The 19,149-nt window shown below is 63.7% G+C and carries 14 protein-coding genes and 1 tRNA gene; 10 read left to right on the top strand and 5 right to left on the bottom strand.

The genetic code is table 11. The features are described from left to right. Positions 1-109: 109 nt before the first annotated feature. The 5 genes from HU760_RS23820 to HU760_RS23800 are packed head-to-tail and all read left to right on the top strand — an operon-like array spanning position 110 to position 5,220. Positions 110-1,291: an SfnB family sulfur acquisition oxidoreductase gene (locus HU760_RS23820; RefSeq protein ID WP_186674903.1), complete on the top strand. Its 1,182-nt coding sequence runs from the start codon at positions 110-112 to the stop codon at positions 1,289-1,291. Next, positions 1,291-2,682 carry an LLM class flavin-dependent oxidoreductase gene (locus tag HU760_RS23815; protein ID WP_186674902.1) on the top strand — a complete coding sequence of 464 codons (1,392 nt, stop codon included), beginning with the start codon at positions 1,291-1,293 and terminating at the stop codon, positions 2,680-2,682. Before HU760_RS23820 ends, HU760_RS23815 begins: the two co-directional genes overlap by 1 nt. Beyond that, the gene (locus HU760_RS23810) at positions 2,675-3,475 is read left to right on the top strand and encodes a MetQ/NlpA family ABC transporter substrate-binding protein (RefSeq protein ID WP_170027795.1); all 801 of its coding nucleotides are present in this window, start codon (positions 2,675-2,677) and stop codon (positions 3,473-3,475) included. The genes HU760_RS23815 and HU760_RS23810 overlap by 8 nt, the downstream gene beginning before the upstream one ends. 1 nt (position 3,476) lies before the next feature. Then, a complete protein-coding gene (locus tag HU760_RS23805; RefSeq protein WP_186674901.1) occupies positions 3,477-4,586 on the top strand; it encodes a methionine ABC transporter ATP-binding protein in 1,110 nt (369 codons plus the stop codon). Further along, a complete protein-coding gene (locus HU760_RS23800; RefSeq protein WP_186674900.1) occupies positions 4,576-5,220 on the top strand; it encodes a methionine ABC transporter permease in 645 nt (214 codons plus the stop codon). Before HU760_RS23805 ends, HU760_RS23800 begins: the two co-directional genes overlap by 11 nt. Before the next feature lie 28 nt (positions 5,221-5,248). Here HU760_RS23800 and dibA read toward each other — a convergent pair whose 3' ends face one another. Further along, positions 5,249-7,144, bottom strand: a complete 1,896-nt coding sequence (dibA, locus tag HU760_RS23795; RefSeq protein ID WP_186674899.1) for a phosphodiesterase DibA — start codon at positions 7,142-7,144, stop codon at positions 5,249-5,251. 146 nt (positions 7,145-7,290) lie between these two features. Between dibA and desA the strand changes: the two genes are divergently transcribed. Further along, a complete protein-coding gene (gene desA / locus HU760_RS23790) occupies positions 7,291-8,475 on the top strand; it encodes a delta-9 fatty acid desaturase DesA (RefSeq protein ID WP_186674898.1) in 1,185 nt (394 codons plus the stop codon). Between the two features lie 101 nt (positions 8,476-8,576). Continuing rightward, positions 8,577-9,605, top strand: a complete 1,029-nt coding sequence (locus HU760_RS23785) for a GGDEF domain-containing protein (protein WP_186674897.1) — start codon at positions 8,577-8,579, stop codon at positions 9,603-9,605. Between the two features lie 31 nt (positions 9,606-9,636). Here the strand turns inward: HU760_RS23785 and HU760_RS23780 are convergent, their stop codons facing one another. From HU760_RS23780 to gabD, 3 genes are all read right to left on the bottom strand, one after another. Beyond that, complete coding sequence (locus HU760_RS23780) at positions 9,637-10,902, bottom strand: response regulator (RefSeq protein WP_186674896.1); 1,266 nt, start codon at positions 10,900-10,902, stop codon at positions 9,637-9,639. A 138-nt stretch (positions 10,903-11,040) separates the two neighbouring features. Then, positions 11,041-12,318: a 4-aminobutyrate--2-oxoglutarate transaminase gene (gene gabT, locus HU760_RS23775; protein ID WP_186674895.1), complete on the bottom strand. Its 1,278-nt coding sequence runs from the start codon at positions 12,316-12,318 to the stop codon at positions 11,041-11,043. A 182-nt stretch (positions 12,319-12,500) separates the two neighbouring features. Continuing rightward, positions 12,501-13,943 carry an NADP-dependent succinate-semialdehyde dehydrogenase gene (gene gabD, locus HU760_RS23770; RefSeq protein WP_186674894.1) on the bottom strand — a complete coding sequence of 481 codons (1,443 nt, stop codon included), beginning with the start codon at positions 13,941-13,943 and terminating at the stop codon, positions 12,501-12,503. 443 nt (positions 13,944-14,386) lie between these two features. Between gabD and HU760_RS23765 the strand changes: the two genes are divergently transcribed. Next, a tRNA-Arg gene (locus HU760_RS23765) sits at positions 14,387-14,463 on the top strand. 473 nt (positions 14,464-14,936) lie between these two features. Next, the gene (panB, locus tag HU760_RS23760) at positions 14,937-15,752 is read left to right on the top strand and encodes a 3-methyl-2-oxobutanoate hydroxymethyltransferase (RefSeq protein ID WP_186674893.1); all 816 of its coding nucleotides are present in this window, start codon (positions 14,937-14,939) and stop codon (positions 15,750-15,752) included. Here panB and HU760_RS23755 read toward each other — a convergent pair. Then, complete coding sequence (locus HU760_RS23755; RefSeq protein WP_186675065.1) at positions 15,740-17,149, bottom strand: aminotransferase-like domain-containing protein; 1,410 nt, start codon at positions 17,147-17,149, stop codon at positions 15,740-15,742. The two genes, panB and HU760_RS23755, sit on opposite strands and share 13 nt — an antisense overlap. Positions 17,150-17,418: 269 nt before the next feature. On the opposite strand from HU760_RS23755, the gene HU760_RS23750 reads away from it, so the two are divergent. Further along, complete coding sequence (locus HU760_RS23750; RefSeq protein ID WP_186674892.1) at positions 17,419-19,149, top strand: dipeptidase; 1,731 nt, start codon at positions 17,419-17,421, stop codon at positions 19,147-19,149.

The raw sequence follows: 19,149 nt of genomic DNA, 5'->3' as shown, positions 1-19,149 counted from the left end.
CGCGGGCTCGCCCGCTCCCACAGGATTCCCACCGCCTGAACGGGTATCACTTTACCCGTGGGAGCGGGCGAGCCCGCGAAGGGCCGCACAGCGGCCCCCGGAGAACACCATGACTACAACCATCATTACCAACGACACCCAAGCACTGGCCGTCGCCGAAAACATCGCCCAGCAACTGCGCCGCGACAGCGCCCAGCGCGACCGCGAACGCCGCCTGCCGCACGCCGAACTGGAGCTGTTCACCCGCTCCGGCCTGTGGGCGATCAGCGTGCCCAAGGCCTTCGGCGGTGCCGGGGTGTCCAATGTCACCCTGGCCAAGGTCATCGCCCGCATCGCCCAGGCCGACGGCTCGCTCGGGCAGATCCCGCAGAACCACTTCTACGCCCTGGAAGTGCTGCGGGTGAATGGTTCGCCCGAACAGCAAAAGCGCCTGTATGGCGAAGTACTGGCTGGTCGCCGCTTCGGCAACGCCCTGGCCGAACTGGGCACCAGGACTGCCAACGACCGCACCACCCGCCTGAGCCGTGACAGCGACGGTTTCCGCATCAATGGCCGCAAGTTCTACGCCACCGGGGCCATCTACGCCCAGCGCATTCCCACTTCGGTGGTCGACGAGCACGGCGTGCAACACCTGGCGTTCGTCCCGGCCGACAGCCAGGGCCTGCAGGTGATCGACGACTGGAGCGGTTTCGGCCAGCGCACCACCGGCAGCGGCTCGGTGGTGTTCGACAACGTTTATGTCAGCGCCGCCGACGTGGTGCCGTTCCAGAGCGCCTTCGAGCGCCCTACCCCGGTCGGCCCGCTGGCGCAGATTCTTCATGCCGCGATCGACACCGGCATCGCCCGCGCCGCCTATGAAGACGCCTTGCACTTCGTGCGCAGCCGTAGCCGCCCGTGGGTCGACTCCGGCCTGGACAAGGCCACCGACGACCCGTTGACGCTGAAGAGCTTCGGCCAGCTGGCGATCCGTCTGCACGCCGCCGAAGCCCTGCTGGAGCGTGCCGGCGAATACCTGGACCGCGCCCGCGACGACAGCAGCGCCGACAAGGTTGCAGCTGCCTCCATTGCCGTGGCCGAAGCCCGCGCGATCAGCACCGAGATATCCCTGGCAGCCGGCACGACGCTGTTCGAACTGAGCGGCAGCCAGGCCACCCTCGCCGAACACAACCTCGATCGCCACTGGCGCAACGCCCGCGTGCACACCCTGCATGACCCGGTGCGCTGGAAGTACCACGCCATCGGCAATTACTACCTCAACGATGCCAACCCGCCACGCCGGGGGACCATCTGATGGCCAAGCAGATCCTGCTCAATGCCTTCAACATGAATTGCATCGGGCACATCAACCACGGCCTGTGGACTCACCCGCGGGATACCTCGACCCAGTACAAGACTCTCGACTACTGGACCAACCTGGCGCGGCTGCTGGAACGCGGCCTGTTCGACGGGCTGTTCCTTGCCGATATCGTCGGTACCTACGACATCTATGGCCAGTCGCTTGACGTCACCCTCAAGGAGTCGATCCAGCTGCCGGTCAACGACCCGCTGCTGCTGGTCTCGGCCATGGCTGCCGTCACCCGCCACCTGGGCTTCGGCCTTACCGCCAACCTCACCTACGAGGCGCCGTACCTGTTCGCCCGGCGTCTTTCCACCCTGGACCACCTGAGCAATGGCCGGGTGGGCTGGAACATCGTCACCGGCTACCTCGACAGTGCCGCCCGGGCCATGGGCCTGGCGCAGCAACCTGAGCATGACCGCCGCTACGACCAGGCCGACGAATACCTGCAGGTGCTGTACAAACTGCTGGAGGGTAGCTGGGCCGACGATGCGGTGGTCGCCGACCGCCAGCAGCGCATCTACGCGCGGCCCGACAGGGTATGCAAGGTCCGCCACCAAGGTGAGTTCTACCAGGTCGAGGGCTATCACCTGAGCGAGCCGTCGCCGCAGCGCACGCCGGTGCTGTTCCAGGCCGGCAGTTCCGCGCGTGGCCTGGCCTTCGCCGGCAACCATGCCGAATGCGTGTTCATCAGTGGCCAGGACAAGGCCGCCACCCGCGCCCAGGTAGACAAGGTGCGGGCCGCTGCCCAGGCCGCTGGGCGCGACGCGCAGGCGGTCAAGGTGTTCATGGGCATCACGGTGATCGTCGCAGCCACCGAGCAACAGGCCCAGGCCAGGCACGCCGAGTACCTCCAGCATGCCAGTGCCGAGGCGGGGGTGGCGCATTTCGCGGCCTCCACCGGTATCGACTTTGCCGCCTTCGAGCTGGACGAACCGATCGCCTTCCGCCAGGGCAATGCCATCCAGTCCGCCACGCGCCAGTTGCAGGACAACGCCTGGACGCGGCGGCGCCTGTTGCAACAGCACGCCCTGGGTGGCCGCTACGTGACCCTGGTCGGCGCGCCGGAGCAAGTGGCCGAGCAGCTGATCGCCTGGATCGATGAAACCGGCCTGGACGGCTTCAACCTGACCCGCACCGTCACCCCGGAAAGCTTCGAGGCCTTCATCGACCTGGTCATCCCGCAGCTGCAGCAACGTGGCCGCTACAAGACCGCCTACGCCGAAGGCACATTGCGCGAAAAGCTGTTCAAGGCCGACCACCCGTACCTGCCCGCCGACCACCCTGGCTCGGCTTACCGCTTTGCCTTTGCCCCTACCCCGACTGGAGCCCTGCACCATGCTTGAGAAACTGTTCCGGCCCGTCGCGGCCATTGCCCTCACCCTCGGCCTCAGCGCCAGCACCCTGGCTGCCGAACCGCTGAAGATCGGTACCACTGCCGCCTTTGCCATCCCGCTGGAAGCGGCTGTGGAAGAAGCGCACAAACAAGGCCTGGAAGTGAAGCTGATCGAGTTCAGCGACTGGATCGCGCCGAATGTCAGCCTCAACAGTGGCGACATCGACGTGAACTACTTCCAGCACATCCCGTTCCTGGAAAACGCCAAGGCTGCCGCAGGTTTCAACCTGGTGCCCTACGCCCCCGGCATCATCAACAACGTCGGCCTGTACTCGAAAAAATACCAAAGCTTCGCCGACCTGCCCGAAGGCGCCAGCGTGGCCATCGCCAACGACCCGATCAACAGCGGCCGCGGCCTGCAGCTGCTGGCCAAGGCAGGCTTGATCAGCCTCAAGCCGGGGGTCGGCTACAAGGCCACCGAGGCCGACATCGTCGCCAACCCGAAAAAGCTGAAAATTCTCCAGGTCGAGGCGGTACAACTGGTACGTGCCTATGACGACGCCGACCTGGTGCAGGGCTACCCGGCGTACATCCGCCTGGCCAACAGCTTCGACGCTGGTTCGGCACTGCTGTTCGACGGCCTGGAGAACAAGGAATACGTGATCCAGTTCGTCATTCGCCCACAAAGCAAGGACGACCCGCGCCTGGCCAGGTTCGTCGATATCTACCAGCATTCGCCAGCAGTGCGCGCGGCGCTCGACAAGGCCCACGGCAAGCTTTACCAGGTCGGTTGGGAGGGCTGACATGAGCCAGGCCAGCGCGCTCCGGGCGCCCACCGCAAAATCACTGGCACCGACGGCCAGGGAGCAGGCCCTGCGCCCCGAGGTCAATCAGGCTCATGTGCGCTTCATCGGCCTGGGCAAGACCTACCCGGGCCAGGCGCAACCGGCCTTGCAAGGGATCGACCTGAACATCCGCCATGGCGAGATATTCGGCATCATCGGTCGCAGTGGCGCCGGCAAGTCATCGCTACTGCGTACCATCAACCGCCTGGAGCAGCCCAGCCAGGGCCGGGTGTTGATCGACCAGGTGGACATCGCAGCCTTTCACGAGGACCAGCTGGTAACTCTGCGTCGGCGCATCGGCATGATCTTCCAGCATTTCAACCTGATGTCAGCCAAGACCGTGTGGCAGAACGTCGAGCTGCCGCTGAAGGTCGCCGGCGTGGCCAGGGCCGAGCGTCAGCGCAAGGTGCGCGAACTGTTGGAGCTGGTCGGCCTGCAGGAAAAGCACCATGTGTACCCGGCGCAGCTATCCGGCGGGCAGAAGCAGCGGGTCGGCATTGCCCGGGCGCTGGTGCATGACCCCGAGATCCTGCTGTGCGACGAGGCCACCTCGGCGCTGGACCCGGAAACCACCACGTCGATTCTTGAATTGCTGCGCGATATCAACCAGCGCCTGGGCCTTACCATCGTGCTGATCACCCACGAGATGGCAGTGATCCGCGACATCTGCCACCGGGTGGTAGTACTCGAGCGCGGTGAAGTGGTCGAGCAGGGCGAGGTCTGGCGGGTATTCGGCGCACCGCGTCACGCGGTCACCCGGACCCTGCTCGCGCCCTTGCAGGCCAAGCTGCCTGCCGGGTTGCAAGCCAGCCTGCAGGCGACCCCGGCGAGCCATGACAGTGCCGTGGTACTGAAGCTGACACTGCTCGGCGAACCGGAGCTGTCGGCCCTGTTCAACGACCTGGGCGGCAGCGTGCGCCTGCTACAAGGGGGCGTGGAAACCATCGGCGAGCATGCTCTGGGTCAGTTGATCCTGTCGGTGCGGCATTCGCCGCACGACACCCATCAATTGCTGGAACGCGCCCGCCGTTGGGCCGAGGACGTGGAGGTACTAGGCCATGTGGTTTGATCGCCTGCTCGAAGGCTTGCTCGATACCCTGTTGATGGTCGGCGTGTCGTCGCTGATTGCTTTGCTGGCAGGAGTGCCGATGGCGGTACTGCTGGTCACCAGCGACAAGGGTGGGATCTTCCAGGCACCCGTGCTGAATCGGGTGCTGGGCGCCTTCGTCAACCTGTTCCGCTCGATCCCATTCCTCATTCTGATGGTCGCGCTGATTCCCTTCACCCGCCTGGTGGTAGGCACCACCTACGGCGTGTGGGCGGCGGTGGTACCGCTGACCATTGCCGCTACGCCGTTCTTCGCGCGGATTGCCGAGGTCAGCCTGCGCGAGGTCGACCACGGCCTGGTGGAGGCGGCGCAAGCCATGGGTTGCCGGCGCTGGCACATCGTCTGGCACGTGTTGCTGCCCGAGGCGCTGCCGGGGATCGTGGGGGGATTCACCATTACCCTGGTAACGCTGATCAACTCCTCGGCCATGGCCGGGGCGATTGGCGCCGGAGGCCTGGGGGATATTGCCTACCGTTATGGCTACCAGCGCTTCGACAGCCAGATCATGCTGACCGTGATCGCCATGCTGGTGGCACTGGTGGGGTTGATACAGCTGGGTGGGGACCGCCTGGCGAAGGGTTTGAACAAACGTTAGATCGGGGGCCGCTGTGCCCCCTGCAATCTCAGGCCCCGAGCAGATCCGCAGCCGGCATTGGCCGCCCGAACCAGTATCCCTGCCCCAACTGACACAGCTCCTGCAACAGGAAGCTGGCCTGCTCGGCCTGCTCGATACCCTCGGCATGCACCTGCATGCCCATGCTGCGGGCCAGGGCGATGATCACCCGGACGATCGCGATATCGTCCTCGTCCTGCGGCAACCCGGCAACAAAACCCTGGTCGATCTTCAGCTTCTGCACCGGCAGGCGCTTCAGCCGCAGCAACGACGAGTACCCGGTGCCAAAGTCATCGATGGCCAAGGTGACGCCCAGCTCACGCAGGCGATGCAGTTGCTCCAGCGCCACTTCCGGGTCTTCCATCACCGCGCTCTCGGTCACCTCCAGTTCCAGCAGGGCCGGGGCCAGACCTGTCTCATGCAGCACTTCGGCCACCTGCTGGTACAACTCATGCTGGCCAAACAAGCGGCTGGAAATGTTCACCGCCACGAACGCCAGTTGTTGGCCTTGACCTTGCCATTGCACCATCTGCCGGCATGCCTGGTGCAGCACCCAGGTGTCGATCTCGGCGATCATCCCGGTGCGCTCGGCAACCGGAATGAACTCGCTCGGCGGCACCAGGCCGCGCTGCGGGTGCTGCCAGCGCACCAGCGCTTCGACCCCGACCCGTCGACCGCTCGCCAGGTCATGCACCGGCTGGTAGAACACCCGCAACTCATCCTGCTCCAGCGCCCGGCGCAGCTCGCCAGCGGTTTCGACCCGGTGCTGGGCGTGGGCGGTCAGCTCTTCGGTGTACAGTGCATAGCAGGCCCGCCCGTTGTTCTTGGCCTTGTACAAGGCCGAGTCGGCGTTACGCAGCAACTGCTCGGCACTCAGGGCATCGCTGGGGAACAGGCTGATGCCCGTGCTGACACTGATGAACAGGCGATGCCCATCGAACTGGAACGGCTCGCGCATGCGCTCGATGATGCTCTGTGCCAGCTTGCCCGCCTGGCCGACTTGTTGGCAGTTCTCCGCCAGCACCCCGAACTCGTCGCCACCCAGGCGTGCCAGGGTCACGCCGCTGCCCACCAACTCGCCAAGGCGTTCGCCCACCAGCTTGAGCAGTTGGTCGCCGATGGTGTGGCCAAGGCCGTCGTTGATGCTCTGGAAATGGTCGAGGTCCAGCAGCAGCAGGGCACATCCGCGCTTGTTGGCCTGGGCTGCGGTGAGTGCCTGCTCGACCCGGTCGGTGAACAGCAGGCGGTTCGGCAAGCCAGTCAGCGGGTCATGGTGAGCCAGGTAGGCCAGTTCCTGCTCCGAATGCTTGATCGCACTTATGTCGCTGAACACCGCCACATAGTGGCTGAGTTCACCTTCGTCGTCGTGAATGGCGCAAATGGTCTGCCACTGCGGGTAGATTTCGCCGCTTTTGCGCCGGTTCCAGATTTCGCCGCTCCACTCGCCCTTCTCCGCCAGGGTGGCGAAAATCTGCTGGTAGAACGCCACGCCATGGCGGCCCGACTTGAACTTGTTCGGGCGCTGGCCAATGACCTCGTCCTGCTGGTAGCCGGTAATGCGCATGAAAGCACGGTTGACGTGCACGATCAGGCCCTGGCGGTCGGTCACCAGCACGCCTTCGAGCGTGCTGTCGAACACGGCGGCGGCCATACGCAGCCGCTCGCGGTCTTCGCAACGCAAGCGCGCGCCACGGCCGATGAAATTGAGCAGGCGCACCCGCGACACATAAATCAGCAAGGCACTGAACAGTACCCAGACCACCACATTGATCTGCCGCCCCACGGTCTGTGCCAGGGGATCATCGGTCATGCTCTGCAGCACCACCTCGGCCAGTATCAGCCACAGGACAGATAGCACCACATACAGCGCAGCCATGCGCAAGGCGTCGCGAACGGAAACAGACATGTCGGGTGCGATAGCCCATCAGAAAGGAAGGGGCATTATAAAGGCTGAAACATGTCGTGACCTCCTATCTGAACGGTTGACTGGTTTTATTTCCCTACCAAGGGATAATCACCCCTTCCCCCTGCATTTCGAGGGTATCTGCACCTATGTGGTACAACGGCCTGCTCGACTTGTCGGCCTGGCAACTGGTCGGCATCACCCTGTTGATGACCCATGTGACCATCGTCAGCGTCACGGTTTACCTGCACCGCTACTCCGCGCACCGGGCGTTGGAGCTCAATGGCGTGCTCAAGCACTTCTTCCGTTTCTGGCTGTGGCTGACCACCGCCCAGAACACCCGCGAGTGGACTGCCGTGCACCGCAAGCACCACGCCAAGTGTGAAACCCCCGAAGACCCGCACAGCCCGGTGTACAAGGGCCTGGGCACGGTGCTGCGCAAAGGCGCCGAGCTGTACCGGGAAGAGGCGCGCAATCCCGACACCCTGCGTATCTATGGCAAGAACTGCCCGGACGACTGGATCGAGCGCAACCTCTACTCGCGCTACAAGCTGGGCGGCATCGCGCTGATGGCGGTGATCGACCTGCTGCTGTTCGGCACCATCGGCATCACCATCTGGGCCGTGCAGATGATGTGGATCCCGTTCTGGGCCGCCGGCGTGGTCAACGGCCTGGGCCATGCGCTTGGCTACCGCAATTTCGAATGCCGCGACGCCGCAACCAACCTGGTGCCGTGGGGCATCGTCATCGGTGGCGAGGAGCTGCACAACAACCACCACACCTACCCCAACTCGGCCAAGCTGTCGGTCAGGCGCTGGGAGTTCGACATGGGCTGGGCCTGGATCCGCCTGTTCTGCCTGCTGCGCCTGGCCAAGGTCCAACGCGTGGCGCCCATCGCCCACCGTGTGGCGGGCAAGGCCAGCCTGGACATGGACACCGCCATGGCAATCCTCAACAACCGCTTCCAGATCATGGCCCAGTATCGCAAGCTGGTGATCGGCCCGCTGGTCAAGCAGGAACTGGCCCGCGTCGATGCTTCTGTCCGCCACCACTTCCGCCGGGCCAAGCGCCTGCTGTCGCGCGAAACCAGCCTGCTGCAGGACCGCCACCATGTGCGCATCGAATCGATGCTCGCGCACAGCCAGGCGCTGAAGACCATCTACGAAAAACGCCTGGCCCTGCAACAGATCTGGGCACGCACCAGCGCCAATGGCCACGACATGCTGGCCGCCATGAAGGACTGGGTACACGAGGCCGAAACCAGCGGTATCCACGCCCTGCGCGACTTCGCGGCGCAACTCAAGACCTACTCCTTGCGCCCGACCGGCGCCTGACCACCGTTGATCGGCACGCCCTGCTGGCAGGGCGTGCCGCCCGGAACTTCGCCCCATCGCTCCCACTCGAATCTGGCACATCGCCCCGCGTGGCGGGCCGGATGCTGGCCGCACGCTTTCACGTCGAGACCTGCTTCGTGCACATGGCCAAGAACATTCCAACGACATTGCCCGGCACACCGCCTCCCGAGGCCGCCCAAACCTTGCTTGCGCTGCTTCACGCGCAAGGCGAAGTTGCCCGCCTGAGCGAACGCGAGCAGCTGTTCAGCTCGCTGCTCGGCAGCGTCAACGCCGTGCTCTGGGCCTTCGATTGGGAAACCCGTCAAGTGCTGTATGTCAGCCCCGCCTACGAGCGCATCTTCGGCCGCCCCGCCAGCCTGGTGCTGGCCGACTATAACGAGTGGCGCGACAGCATCTATCCCGACGACCTGGAGTTCGCCGAGCGCAGCCTGGCCCAGGTGTTGCTCAAGGGCTCGGTGGAAGACCGCGAGTACCGCATCCTCAATGCCGACGGCCAGGTCCGCTGGCTCAGCGACAAGTGCTACATCAACCAGCAACGCGATGGCGACCGGGTGATCATCGTCGGCATCGCCGAGGACATTACCGAAAAGAAGCAGCTCGAAGGCGAGCTGCAGCGGTTGGCCACCACCGACGTGCTGACCCAGAGCAGCAACCGCCGGCATTTCTTCGAATGCGCCCAGCAGGCCTTCGACAGTGCCCGTGAAGACGGCACGCCACTGGCCTTTCTGCTGCTGGACATCGACGACTTCAAGCGCATCAACGACAGCTATGGCCACCAGGAAGGCGACCAGGTACTGCAGCGTATCGCCGACAGCGGCAAGGCCGTGCTTCGCCGCGGAGACCTGTTCGGGCGCATTGGTGGTGAGGAATTCGCCGCGGTATTCCCAGGCTGCAACGCCCAGGTGGCCGAGCAGATTGCCGAACGCTTGCAGCGGCACATCCAGCGTCTGAGCTTCAGCCATGGTGAGCACAGCTATGGGGTGACGGTAAGCCAGGGGGTGACCGCGCTAAGCGATGAAGATACGACTCTGGACAGCCTGTATGCCCGGGCCGATGCGGCCATGTACCGCGCCAAACGCCAAGGCAAGAACCAGATCGTCCGCGGCTGAGATTCCGGGGCCGCAAAGCGGCCCCGAAATCTCAGCCGGAAACCTCCTTCTCAGTCACTGGCGGTTCTTCCTCCGGCTTAACCTCCTGGCTCTGTACCTTGCGCAGCCGGCTCAGCTCCGGCAGGCCAATCTTCAGCAAGCGCGCCGTCTTGCTGTTGGCCACCCTCTCCAGCCCCAGCTCCAGCCCAGCCGGCAACCGCGACAACTGTCCAGCCAGGTTCATGGCCAGTATCTCCCGCGAATATACCCCACCACCCAGCTGGTAGATCGCTGCAATCAACTCGCGCAATGCCAACGGTAACCGCCAGCGGGTGCGTAGCGCCGAACCGAACGCGGCACCGAACTCGTCCAGCGAGCGCTGCACCTGGCCCTCATCCAGCTCGCCCCCGGCCAGCCGCCACTCCTGCAGGCAGCGCAGCACTGCCAGGTCACCCAGGCAATGCAGCAACCCTGCGCAGTAGCAACGCCCTTCGTCCAGTTCGAGCATGCGTGCCAAGGTACGGCAATATTCGGCAGCATGCAGCGAAAGACCCCAATACCGGGCAGCATGCTTCGTCAGCAACGGGTCGCTGAGGCGTGCACTGCGTTTCAGGGTCATGCCCAGGATCAGGTTCATGCTCTGGGTGCTGCCAAGCTTGTTCAAGGCCTGCAACAAGGTCTGCACCGGTGCTTCGCGGTGCAGCGCAGCGCTGTTGGCCGCAGCAATCAGGACTGCGGTGATCTGCGGGTCGTTACGCACTTCCTCTTCGAGCACCTTCAGGTTCAGGCCCTGGGGGTTGAGTGCGCGCTTGAGCGCCGCCTGCACATCAGCCATCAGCGGCCCGCCATCGGCGCTCGCACGGCGCTGTTCAAGATAACCCGGCAGGCTGGCACCCGCCTGCAACACGGGCGCCGGGCAAGCGATCGCTTCGCCAACGGCCAGCAACAACTCTTCCAGGCGCTTGCGCAAGTTGTCCAGGTTCAACGGCTTGCTCAGGTAGGCCGTGGGGTGCAGGGGCAGCGCCTCGTGCACACTGGCGCTGTCACTGCGGTTGCTCATCAGGATGAATGGTAACTCCGGCCCTTTGGCGCGAACCCTGCGCAGCAGGTCGAGGCCATCGACACCGGCCAGTTCGCGCGCGGCGATGATTAGGTCGGGCTGACTGGCCAGCGCACTCAGTGCCTGCTCGCCATCGGCGCAGACCTGCAGGCGGGCATCACAGCGCACGCTGAGCAACATTTCGCTGAGCATGTCACGTACCCAAGGGTCGCCTTCGACGATCAGTACACTTGGTGGGGAGGGGGGCGCAGCGCTCATCGCCAAAACTCCTGAAAATCCCTGACATACAGTCCGTTGCAGCTTGCCAAGCGAGTCCTGCCACAACGATAGCGCCAGCGGGGGCCTGTGGGCATAAAAAAACCCGCCGAAGCGGGTTTTTTTATGCAGCAGGTCACATCAGGCGATTTCAGCGAAGCACTCTTCGATGATGGCCAGGCCCTTGTCCAGCAGCGCGTCTTCGGCGGTCAGCGGAACCAGAATCCGCAGGACGTTGCCGTAGGTGCCGCAGGACAGCAGGATCAGGCCCTTCTCGCGGGCCTTGGCCACAACCTGGCCAACAGCAGCAGCGTTCGGGGTGTGAGTGCCTTTCTCGAAGACTTCGACAGCAACCATCGAGCCCAGGCCACGAACGTCGCCGATGATCGGGTACTTCTTCTGGATTTCGCGCAGGCCAGTGATCAGGCGCTCACCCACAGCCTTGCTACGGTCCAGCAGTTTTTCTTCCTCGAACACTTCGATGACGGCCAGGGCCGCAGCGCAAGCGATCGGCGAACCGGCATAGGTACCGCCCAGGCCGCCCGGGGCGATGGCGTCCATGTACTCGGCCTTGCCGCACACACCGGCCAGCGGGAAGCCGCCAGCGATGGATTTGGCGAAGGTGGTCAGGTCAGGCGCAACGCCCATCTGCTCCATGGCGAAGAAGGTGCCAGTGCGGCCAGCACCGGTCTGTACTTCGTCGGCGATCAGCAGGATGCCGTGCTGGTCGCACAGGGCGCGCAGGCGCTGCATCAGCTCTTTCGGCGCTGGCAGGAAGCCGCCTTCGCCTTGTACCGGCTCGAGGATGATCGCGGCGATGTCGCGCGGCTCGGCGTCGTTCTTGAAGATGCGCTCGACCGAGGCGATGGCGTCGTCAACGCTGATACCGTGCAGTTCGCTCGGGAACAGGGCGCGGAAGATGCCGCCTGGCATCAGGCCCATGCCAGCGGAGTACGGCACGACCTTGCCGGTCAGGCCCAGGGTCATCATGGTACGGCCGTGGTAGCCGCCGGTGAAGGCGATGACGCCAGCACGGCCGGTAGCGGCACGGGCGATCTTGACGGCGTTTTCAACTGCCTCGGAGCCAGTGGTGACCAGCAGGGTCTTCTTGGCGAAATCGCCCGGGACCAGCTTGTTGATCTTCTCGCACAGCTCTACATAGGGTTCGTAGGCCAGGACCTGGAAGCAGGTGTGGCTGACCTTGGTCAGCTGCTCTTGCACGGCCGCAACCACTTTCGGGTGCAGGTGGCCGGTGTTCAGTACTGCGATGCCGCCGGCGAAGTCGATCAGTTCGCGGCCTTCAACGTCGATCACGGTAGCATTCTTCGCGGTATCGACGAAGATCGGGTGGATCTGGCCAACACCACGTGGGACGGCGGCGACACGACGTTGCATCAAGGATTCGTTGGTCTTGCTCATAATGCCCTCATTGCGCCGTTCTGAATGGCGCTTTTATTCGGGGGTGGCTGGATGTGCTCGCGAACAGTATTCGTTGATCGACTGCCGTGAACACCCGGGCCACCAGGTACTGCGATGTCAAAAAGGCCAGCGAGACGTCGCTCTCGCGCCCCGCTGGCAGAGGTAAAACCGTTACCTTGCGATCAGATGCTGATGCACAGGTATTTGATTTCGAGGTAATCCTCGATACCGTACTTGGAACCTTCGCGGCCAAGGCCCGAGGCCTTGATGCCACCGAACGGTGCCACTTCGTTGGAGATCAGGCCGGTGTTGATACCCACCATGCCGTATTCCAGCGCCTCGGCGACACGGAACACACGGCTCATGTCGCGCGCATAGAAGTACGAGGCCAGGCCGAACTCGGTGTCGTTGGACATGGCGATGACTTCGGCCTCGTCCTTGAAACGGAACAGCGGTGCCAGCGGGCCGAAGGTTTCTTCCTTGGCGACGGCAGCGGTTTTCGGTACGTCGACCAGAATGGTCGGCTCGAAGAAGTTGCCTTCGATGATCTTGCCACCGGCCAGCACCTTGGCGCCTTTGCCAACGGCGTCTTCGATGTGTTCCTGAACCTTGGCCACAGCCTTGCCATCGATCAGTGGGCCAGTGGTAGTGCCTTCTTCCAGACCGTTACCGATCTTCAGCTTGGCGACAGCGGCAGCCAGCTTCTGGGCGAACGCGTCGTAAACACCGTCCTGAACGTAGATACGGTTGGCGCAGACGCAGGTCTGGCCGTTGTTGCGGTACTTGGAGATGATCGCGCCCTCGACCGCCTTGTCCAGGTCGGCGTCGTCGAACACGATGAACGGGGCGTTGCCACCCAGCTCCAGGGAAACCTTCTTGATGTCCTTGGCGCATTCTTCCATCAGCTGGCGGCCGATTTCGGTCGAGCCGGTGAAGGACAGCTTGCGTACCAGGGAGTTGCCGGTCAGCTCGCCGCCAACTTCGCCGGCACTGCCGGTAACCACGCTCAGCACGCCAGCCGGGATGCCGGCACGGTGGGCCAGTTCGACCAGGGCCAGGGCGGAGTATGGGGTCTGCGAGGCAGGCTTGAGCACCATGGTGCAGCCAGCGGCCAGGGCCGGGCCGGCTTTACGGGTGATCATGGCAGCCGGGAAGTTCCACGGGGTGATGGCCGCGGTAACACCGATTGGCTGCTTGATGACGATCAGGCGCTTGTCTGGCTGGTGGCCAGGGATGGTGTCGCCGTAGACACGCTTGGCCTCTTCGGCGAACCACTCGATGAACGAGGCAGCGTAGGCGATTTCGCCCTTGGCTTCGGCCAGCGGCTTGCCTTGTTCGGTGGTCATCAGGCGCGCCAGGTCGTCCTGGTTCTCGATCATCAGTTCGAACCAGCGACGCAGCTTGGCCGAGCGCTCTTTGGCGGTCAGGGCGCGCCAGGCCGGCAGGGCCTTGTCGGCAGCTTCGATGGCGCGGCGGGTTTCCGCAGTGCCCATCTTCGGCACGGTACCGATGACTTCACCGGTGGCCGGGTTGGTCACCTTGATGGTCTGGCCGTTGTCCGCATCCAGCCACTCACCGTTGATGTAGGCTTGCTGGCGGAACAACTGAGCGTCTTTGAGCTGCATGTCGGCTTCCCGAATTGTTGATTGTTGAAAAGCGCCCAAGGCAGGGCATCGAGCGTTTGAAATCTCAAACGAATGCTAAGCGGCTGCTGGGGTGTTGGACAATAGGCTGTTCGAAAAAAAGAACGAATGGTTGAACACCCGGGGCAAAATTCATGATTTCGCACAATGGCACCCGGCCTTTGCGCGGGCTAACCCGCGACGAGGCCAGTACAGGTTAGACGAACGGGCCGAAGGAAATGTGATGGGAGGACCGACGGCCCTCCCGGAAGGGATGAATCAGAATGCCTGGCCAGATCGATCACCAGCACCCGGTAACCGACCGAGCCCGACTGGCGGCAGTGCAACTTCAGCCCGACCAGTACCTCCTCGACGACAGAGAGAAAAAACCTACAGATCAAGGCGATGGACGCCATCGGCACAGATGGGTATCATGCGTGCGCGTTGCACTCGTAGCTCAGCTGGATAGAGTACTGCCCTCCGAAGGCAGGGGTCGTGGGTTCGAATCCCGCCGAGTGCGCCATGAATTTCGCCACTTCCGTGGTTTCACGCTGACAGCAGGCCACGGCCATAACAGCAGCGTGACAGCAAAAGCCCCGCGCATTCCTGCCGGGGCTTTTTGTTTGGCGCTTAGATAAGCGCAATTGCGGCTCTCGCACCAACGGCCCCTTCCGCCCGCCTCCACCCAGCCGCCCCACAACCAGCGATCGCAGCACCTTGGGCCGGTCAGCTCGGCGACCTCCTCTGAGGTCAACAGCATCGAGTCAGCCACGATTCCTCTTGTTCCGGGCCAGATGCAATCTAACCAGCCATAGGGCAACGATGGCGCAGCATCGGTCGGGACGAATGGTCACCGTCGCAGGCGGCCAAAACAATCAGCAAGCGCGTCTGAGTCGCTTTTTCGCCCGAATCTGTACATTGAGTTTTGCCCGATAAAGCCAATAATCGGGCCACTCCTGAAGCCATTACCGGCCTGGAAAAACCGGAGACAAACTGATGAGCACGCAAGTCCGTAACGGACGCATGACTGTCCCGCAACTGGTGGCCATGAAGGGCCGCCGGAAGATCGTCTCACTCACGGCATACTCCAGCGCGATTGCCCAGGTAATTGACCCTCTGGTCGACTTCATCCTGGTCGGTGACTCCACCGCGATGGTCGGCTACGGCCGCAGTTCCACCCTGGGCATGCGCCTGGACGAGACCATCGCCCATACCCGCGCGGTAGTCGACAGCACGCGCCTGGCCTGCGTGATCGCCGACATGCCGTTCGGCAGCTACCAGGAAAGCCCTGAGCAGGCGTTTCGCAACTGTGCCGAGGTGCTGGCCCGCACCGGCTGCGCCGCAGTGAAACTGGAAGTCAACCAGGTGCTGGCCAGCACCGTGGCATTTCTGGTCGAGCGCGGTGTGCCAGTGATGGCGCACATCGGCCTGATGCCGCAGTTCGTCAACGTCATGGGCGGATACAAGGCCCAAGGCCTGAGTTCGGAAGGCGGCGCGACACTGTTGGCCGACGCCCGCGCCAACCTGCGCGCCGGCGCCTTCGCCCTGCTGCTCGAAGGCGTCGCCGAGCCAGTGGCCAGGGCCATTACCGAGGCCAGCGACAAGCCGACCATCGGTATCGGTGCCTCCCCGGCCTGTGATGGCCAGGTGCTGGTCACCGAGGACCTGCTGGGCCTGGGGGGCGAGCACGTGCCACGGTTCGTCAAGCAGTACGCCGATGTCGCCGGGGTGATTCGCGAGGCCTGCGCACGCTTCGGCGACGAGGTGCGTGACGGCACCTTCCCGACGCTCGACCATTGCTATGGGGTCTGAGCCTCGTCCTGGATCGCCTTGACCAGGCGCTGCAGCGCCTGGGGAATATCCTTGCTCCAGTCCAGCGTGTAGCACAGCCGCAGATGGCTGCGCCACAGGCCCTGCTGGCTGAAGATTTCCCCGGGTGCTATGACGATGCGCTGGCTCAACAGGCGCTGGAAGACCCGGCGCATTTCTACCGGCCGGGTCGCTTCCAGCCACAGGCTCGCCCCACCCTGAGGCGCGCCCCAGCGCAGGTAGCCCTGGCCGTGGAGCTGCAGCAGGCCGTGCATGTGCTGCATGCGCTCGTGCAGCATGGCACGTAGCAACTGCACGTGCTGGTCGACCCGGCGTGAGGCGTACAACCTGGCGATGGCCTTCTGGCGTATCGGCGAGAGGCGGAAGGCGCGCTCCAGAAACAGTTGCTGCAATTGCGCGATATGGCGCCGGCACAGCAGGTAGCCATAGGGCGCCTCGGAGCCAATGACCTTGTCGAGGGTGGAAAACACCAGCAAACGATCGGGGTCGGCGAAGTCGCGATAGCGGGCCGGCGAGGCCTCGAAGCAGAACTCACCATAGCCATCGTTCTCGAACAGCCACACATCCTGCTCGGCCAGCCAGCGGCAGATCTGCTGCTTGTCCTCAGCCGGCATCAGCCCGCCCTGGGGTACGTTGGTGGCCGACGACAGCACCGCCAGGCGCACGGGCTGGGCATGCAGCAACTGGCGGAATTGCTCCAGGTCGAAACGGCCGTCGGCGCGCAACGGTACCTCGACGATGGTCATGCGCGCCGCCAGCAACTGGCGCAGCACCGCCCAGGAACAAGGCGACTCGACCAGCGCTACCTGGCCTTCCAGGCTCAGGGCACGCAGCGACAGCTCGAGGATGCTGCGCAGGTCCGAGCCGATGAACACATGCTCGGCATGCCAGTAGCGCTGTGGCGAGCGAGTGTAGCGGTCGGCCAGCACTCCGCGCAGCTCCGGCTCGCCGAACGGCTGGTACAACGGCGCATGGGAACGTGGGTACTGGCGCGCCAGTTCACGTTCGATCATCAGCAGCGGTTTTTCCAGCGAACGCAGCATGGCCGGCGCATCGCTGCTCAGGGCCAGCATGCCTGGCTGGCGGGCGCTGGAGAACACCGTGTCGAGCAGGCTGGGTGAACATTCGCCGTGCAGCGGTGCCTTGCTGGCCCGGGTGAAGTAGCCGTGCCTGGGCCTCGCGTACACCCGGCCCTCGTCTTCCAGCAGCGAATAGGCGTACTTGGTAGAGGACACCGACACGTTCAGGCGCTGGGCCAGCTGGCGCAACGACGGCAGGCGCTGTTCAACATCCGACGGTGAGGCCTCGATCCAGTCGAGCAGGTACCGGTATACGGCCTGGTAGGTGTAGTGGGACTTGGTGTTGTTGTCTGCTTCCATTCTCACGGGGTCACTTCTGAAAAAGCGCAGGCACAGGGTACACGCGAATCCCGCGCTGCCCTACGCCCCAGGCTGCGTGGTGTAAACCCTGTTCGGAGCGGAACAGAAGCACCGAATGAGACCCGGCAACGTGCCCGGGGCTTTTTCGTTTGTGCGACATGTCGCGTTTCTGGCACTCCCGTGCCAAGGGTCATTGGTGTTAGCGTGGGTGTCTTCCCGTTTCCGGACGGGTAACCCACACAATGATTGGCGAAGGAATGCGCACAACCATGCACCTGAAAAAACTTACCGCCACCACCTTGCTGCTGGCCAGCATCGGTCTTTTCACCCAACCGGCCCAGGCCAACCTCACCCAGCAACAGTCGGCGGCCATCGTCAAAGCCTTCGACGGCAGCCAGCCAAGTGACTTCAAGCAGTTCATCGGCAAGCTCAAAGGCAGCGACCTGGCCAAGGCCGACAACCTCGAGGCAACGCTCGACGCCTACCTGGCCGGCAAGCCCCTGGCAGCCGAGCAGCAGAACGAGATCAACCGCCTGCTCGGCCTGTACACCCGCATCAAGTACGGCAAGGCTGCCAGCGAAACCCTGCGTGAACTGGTGGCCATCCCGACCTTCAACGTCGAAGGCACGCCGCAGCACGAAAACCCCGAATTCCTCAAGATGGCAGACAAGATCAAGGCCCTTGCCGAGAGCTTCGGCCTGGCATTCCGCAACATCGACAACCGGGTTTACGAGATTTCGCTGGGCAGCGGCAAGGAAGTGGTAGGTATCCACGCCCATGCCGACGTGGTGCCGGTCAACCCGGACAACTGGAAGCTGGCCGATGGCACGCGCCTGGATCCGTTCAAGGTAACCCTGGTCGGCGACCGCATGTATGGGCGCGGCACCGAAGACGACAAGAACGGCATTGTCGTGGCGATGTACGCACTGAAGGTGGCCAAGGACGAGAACCTGCCCCTGGCCCGGCAGTTCAAGCTGCTGATCGATACCACCGAAGAAACCAGCGGCGATGCCATCCCGTACTACTTCGAACGCAACCCCACGCCCGACTACAACCTGGCGCTCGATGGCGGCTACCCGGTGGTCATCGCCGAAAAAGGCTATGGCACGATCATGGCCAGCTTCAGCAAGCGCCCGGCCACTGGCAAAGGCGCAGAAATCGTCAACCTGACCGGCGGCCTGGCTACCAACCAGATCCCGACCACTTCCGTGGCGACACTGGTCTCCGATAACCCGGCAGCGCTTGCCAAGCGCCTGCAGCAAGCCGGCGCCAAGTACGTGAAGCAGCATGGCGGCGATTTCAGGATTGACGCCAAACCCGAGGGCAACAATGTGTTGCTGACGGTAACTGGCGTTTCCGCCCACTCTTCGGAACCGGAATCCGGGGTCAACCCGGTGGCGCGCATGCTCGATTTCATCAACGGTCTCGGCCAGCAGGTGCCTATCAAGCACAACCACTTTACCGATGCCGCCCGCTACGCCGCCGACAACTGGGGCCTGGACTACCTGGGCAACAAGCTCGGCGTGGCCTTCAAGGACCCGTTCATGGGCCCGCTGACGGCCTCGCTGACCTTTGTCGGGGTTGATGACAAGGGCCTGAAACTGGCCGTGAACCTGCGCATTCCCAAAGGCAAGCCAATCGCCACGATCAAGGACGAACTGGCCGACAAACTGGGCAACTGGACGCGCCAAAGCCACACCTCGGTGGCCTTCGACTACAGCCTGGACGAGCCGATGTACCGCAACCCCGAAGGCGAATGGGTCAAGGCTCTGCTTGACGTCGCCACCGAGAACCTGGGCATGAAGCACGAGTTCGGTACCTCGGCAGGGGCAACCTCGGTGCACGACCTGCCCAACGGCGTGCAATTCGGCCTGGCCATGCCGGACGTGAAATACACCGGGCACAACGACAACGAGTTCAAGACCGTGGAACAGTTCATGCTGGACCTGCAGGTAGTAAGCGAGATGGTGGCGCGGATCGGACAGATGCCGAAGCTCTGA

Origin of the sequence: Pseudomonas oryzicola (genome assembly GCF_014269185.2) — a bacterium.
GTDB classification, from domain to species: Bacteria; Pseudomonadota; Gammaproteobacteria; order Pseudomonadales; family Pseudomonadaceae; genus Aquipseudomonas; species Aquipseudomonas oryzicola.
The sequence above is the reverse complement of the archived record's forward strand: the minus strand, read 5'-3'. Positions and strand labels throughout refer to the sequence as shown.

Bases quoted from the DNA above. Each gene is read 5' to 3' on its own strand.
- HU760_RS23820 (WP_186674903.1), top strand. From the start codon at position 110: ATGACTACAACCATCATTACCAACGACACCCAAGCACTGGCCGTCGCC.
- HU760_RS23815 (WP_186674902.1), top strand. From the start codon at position 1,291: ATGGCCAAGCAGATCCTGCTCAATGCCTTCAACATGAATTGCATCGGG.
- HU760_RS23810 (WP_170027795.1), top strand. From the start codon at position 2,675: ATGCTTGAGAAACTGTTCCGGCCCGTCGCGGCCATTGCCCTCACCCTC.
- HU760_RS23805 (WP_186674901.1), top strand. From the start codon at position 3,477: ATGAGCCAGGCCAGCGCGCTCCGGGCGCCCACCGCAAAATCACTGGCA.
- HU760_RS23800 (WP_186674900.1), top strand. From the start codon at position 4,576: ATGTGGTTTGATCGCCTGCTCGAAGGCTTGCTCGATACCCTGTTGATG.
- dibA (WP_186674899.1), bottom strand. From the start codon at position 7,144: ATGTCTGTTTCCGTTCGCGACGCCTTGCGCATGGCTGCGCTGTATGTG.
- desA (WP_186674898.1), top strand. From the start codon at position 7,291: ATGTGGTACAACGGCCTGCTCGACTTGTCGGCCTGGCAACTGGTCGGC.
- HU760_RS23785 (WP_186674897.1), top strand. From the start codon at position 8,577: ATGCTGGCCGCACGCTTTCACGTCGAGACCTGCTTCGTGCACATGGCC.
- HU760_RS23780 (WP_186674896.1), bottom strand. From the start codon at position 10,902: ATGAGCGCTGCGCCCCCCTCCCCACCAAGTGTACTGATCGTCGAAGGC.
- gabT (WP_186674895.1), bottom strand. From the start codon at position 12,318: ATGAGCAAGACCAACGAATCCTTGATGCAACGTCGTGTCGCCGCCGTC.
- gabD (WP_186674894.1), bottom strand. From the start codon at position 13,943: ATGCAGCTCAAAGACGCTCAGTTGTTCCGCCAGCAAGCCTACATCAAC.
- panB (WP_186674893.1), top strand. From the start codon at position 14,937: ATGAGCACGCAAGTCCGTAACGGACGCATGACTGTCCCGCAACTGGTG.
- HU760_RS23755 (WP_186675065.1), bottom strand. From the start codon at position 17,149: ATGGAAGCAGACAACAACACCAAGTCCCACTACACCTACCAGGCCGTA.
- HU760_RS23750 (WP_186674892.1), top strand. From the start codon at position 17,419: ATGCACCTGAAAAAACTTACCGCCACCACCTTGCTGCTGGCCAGCATC.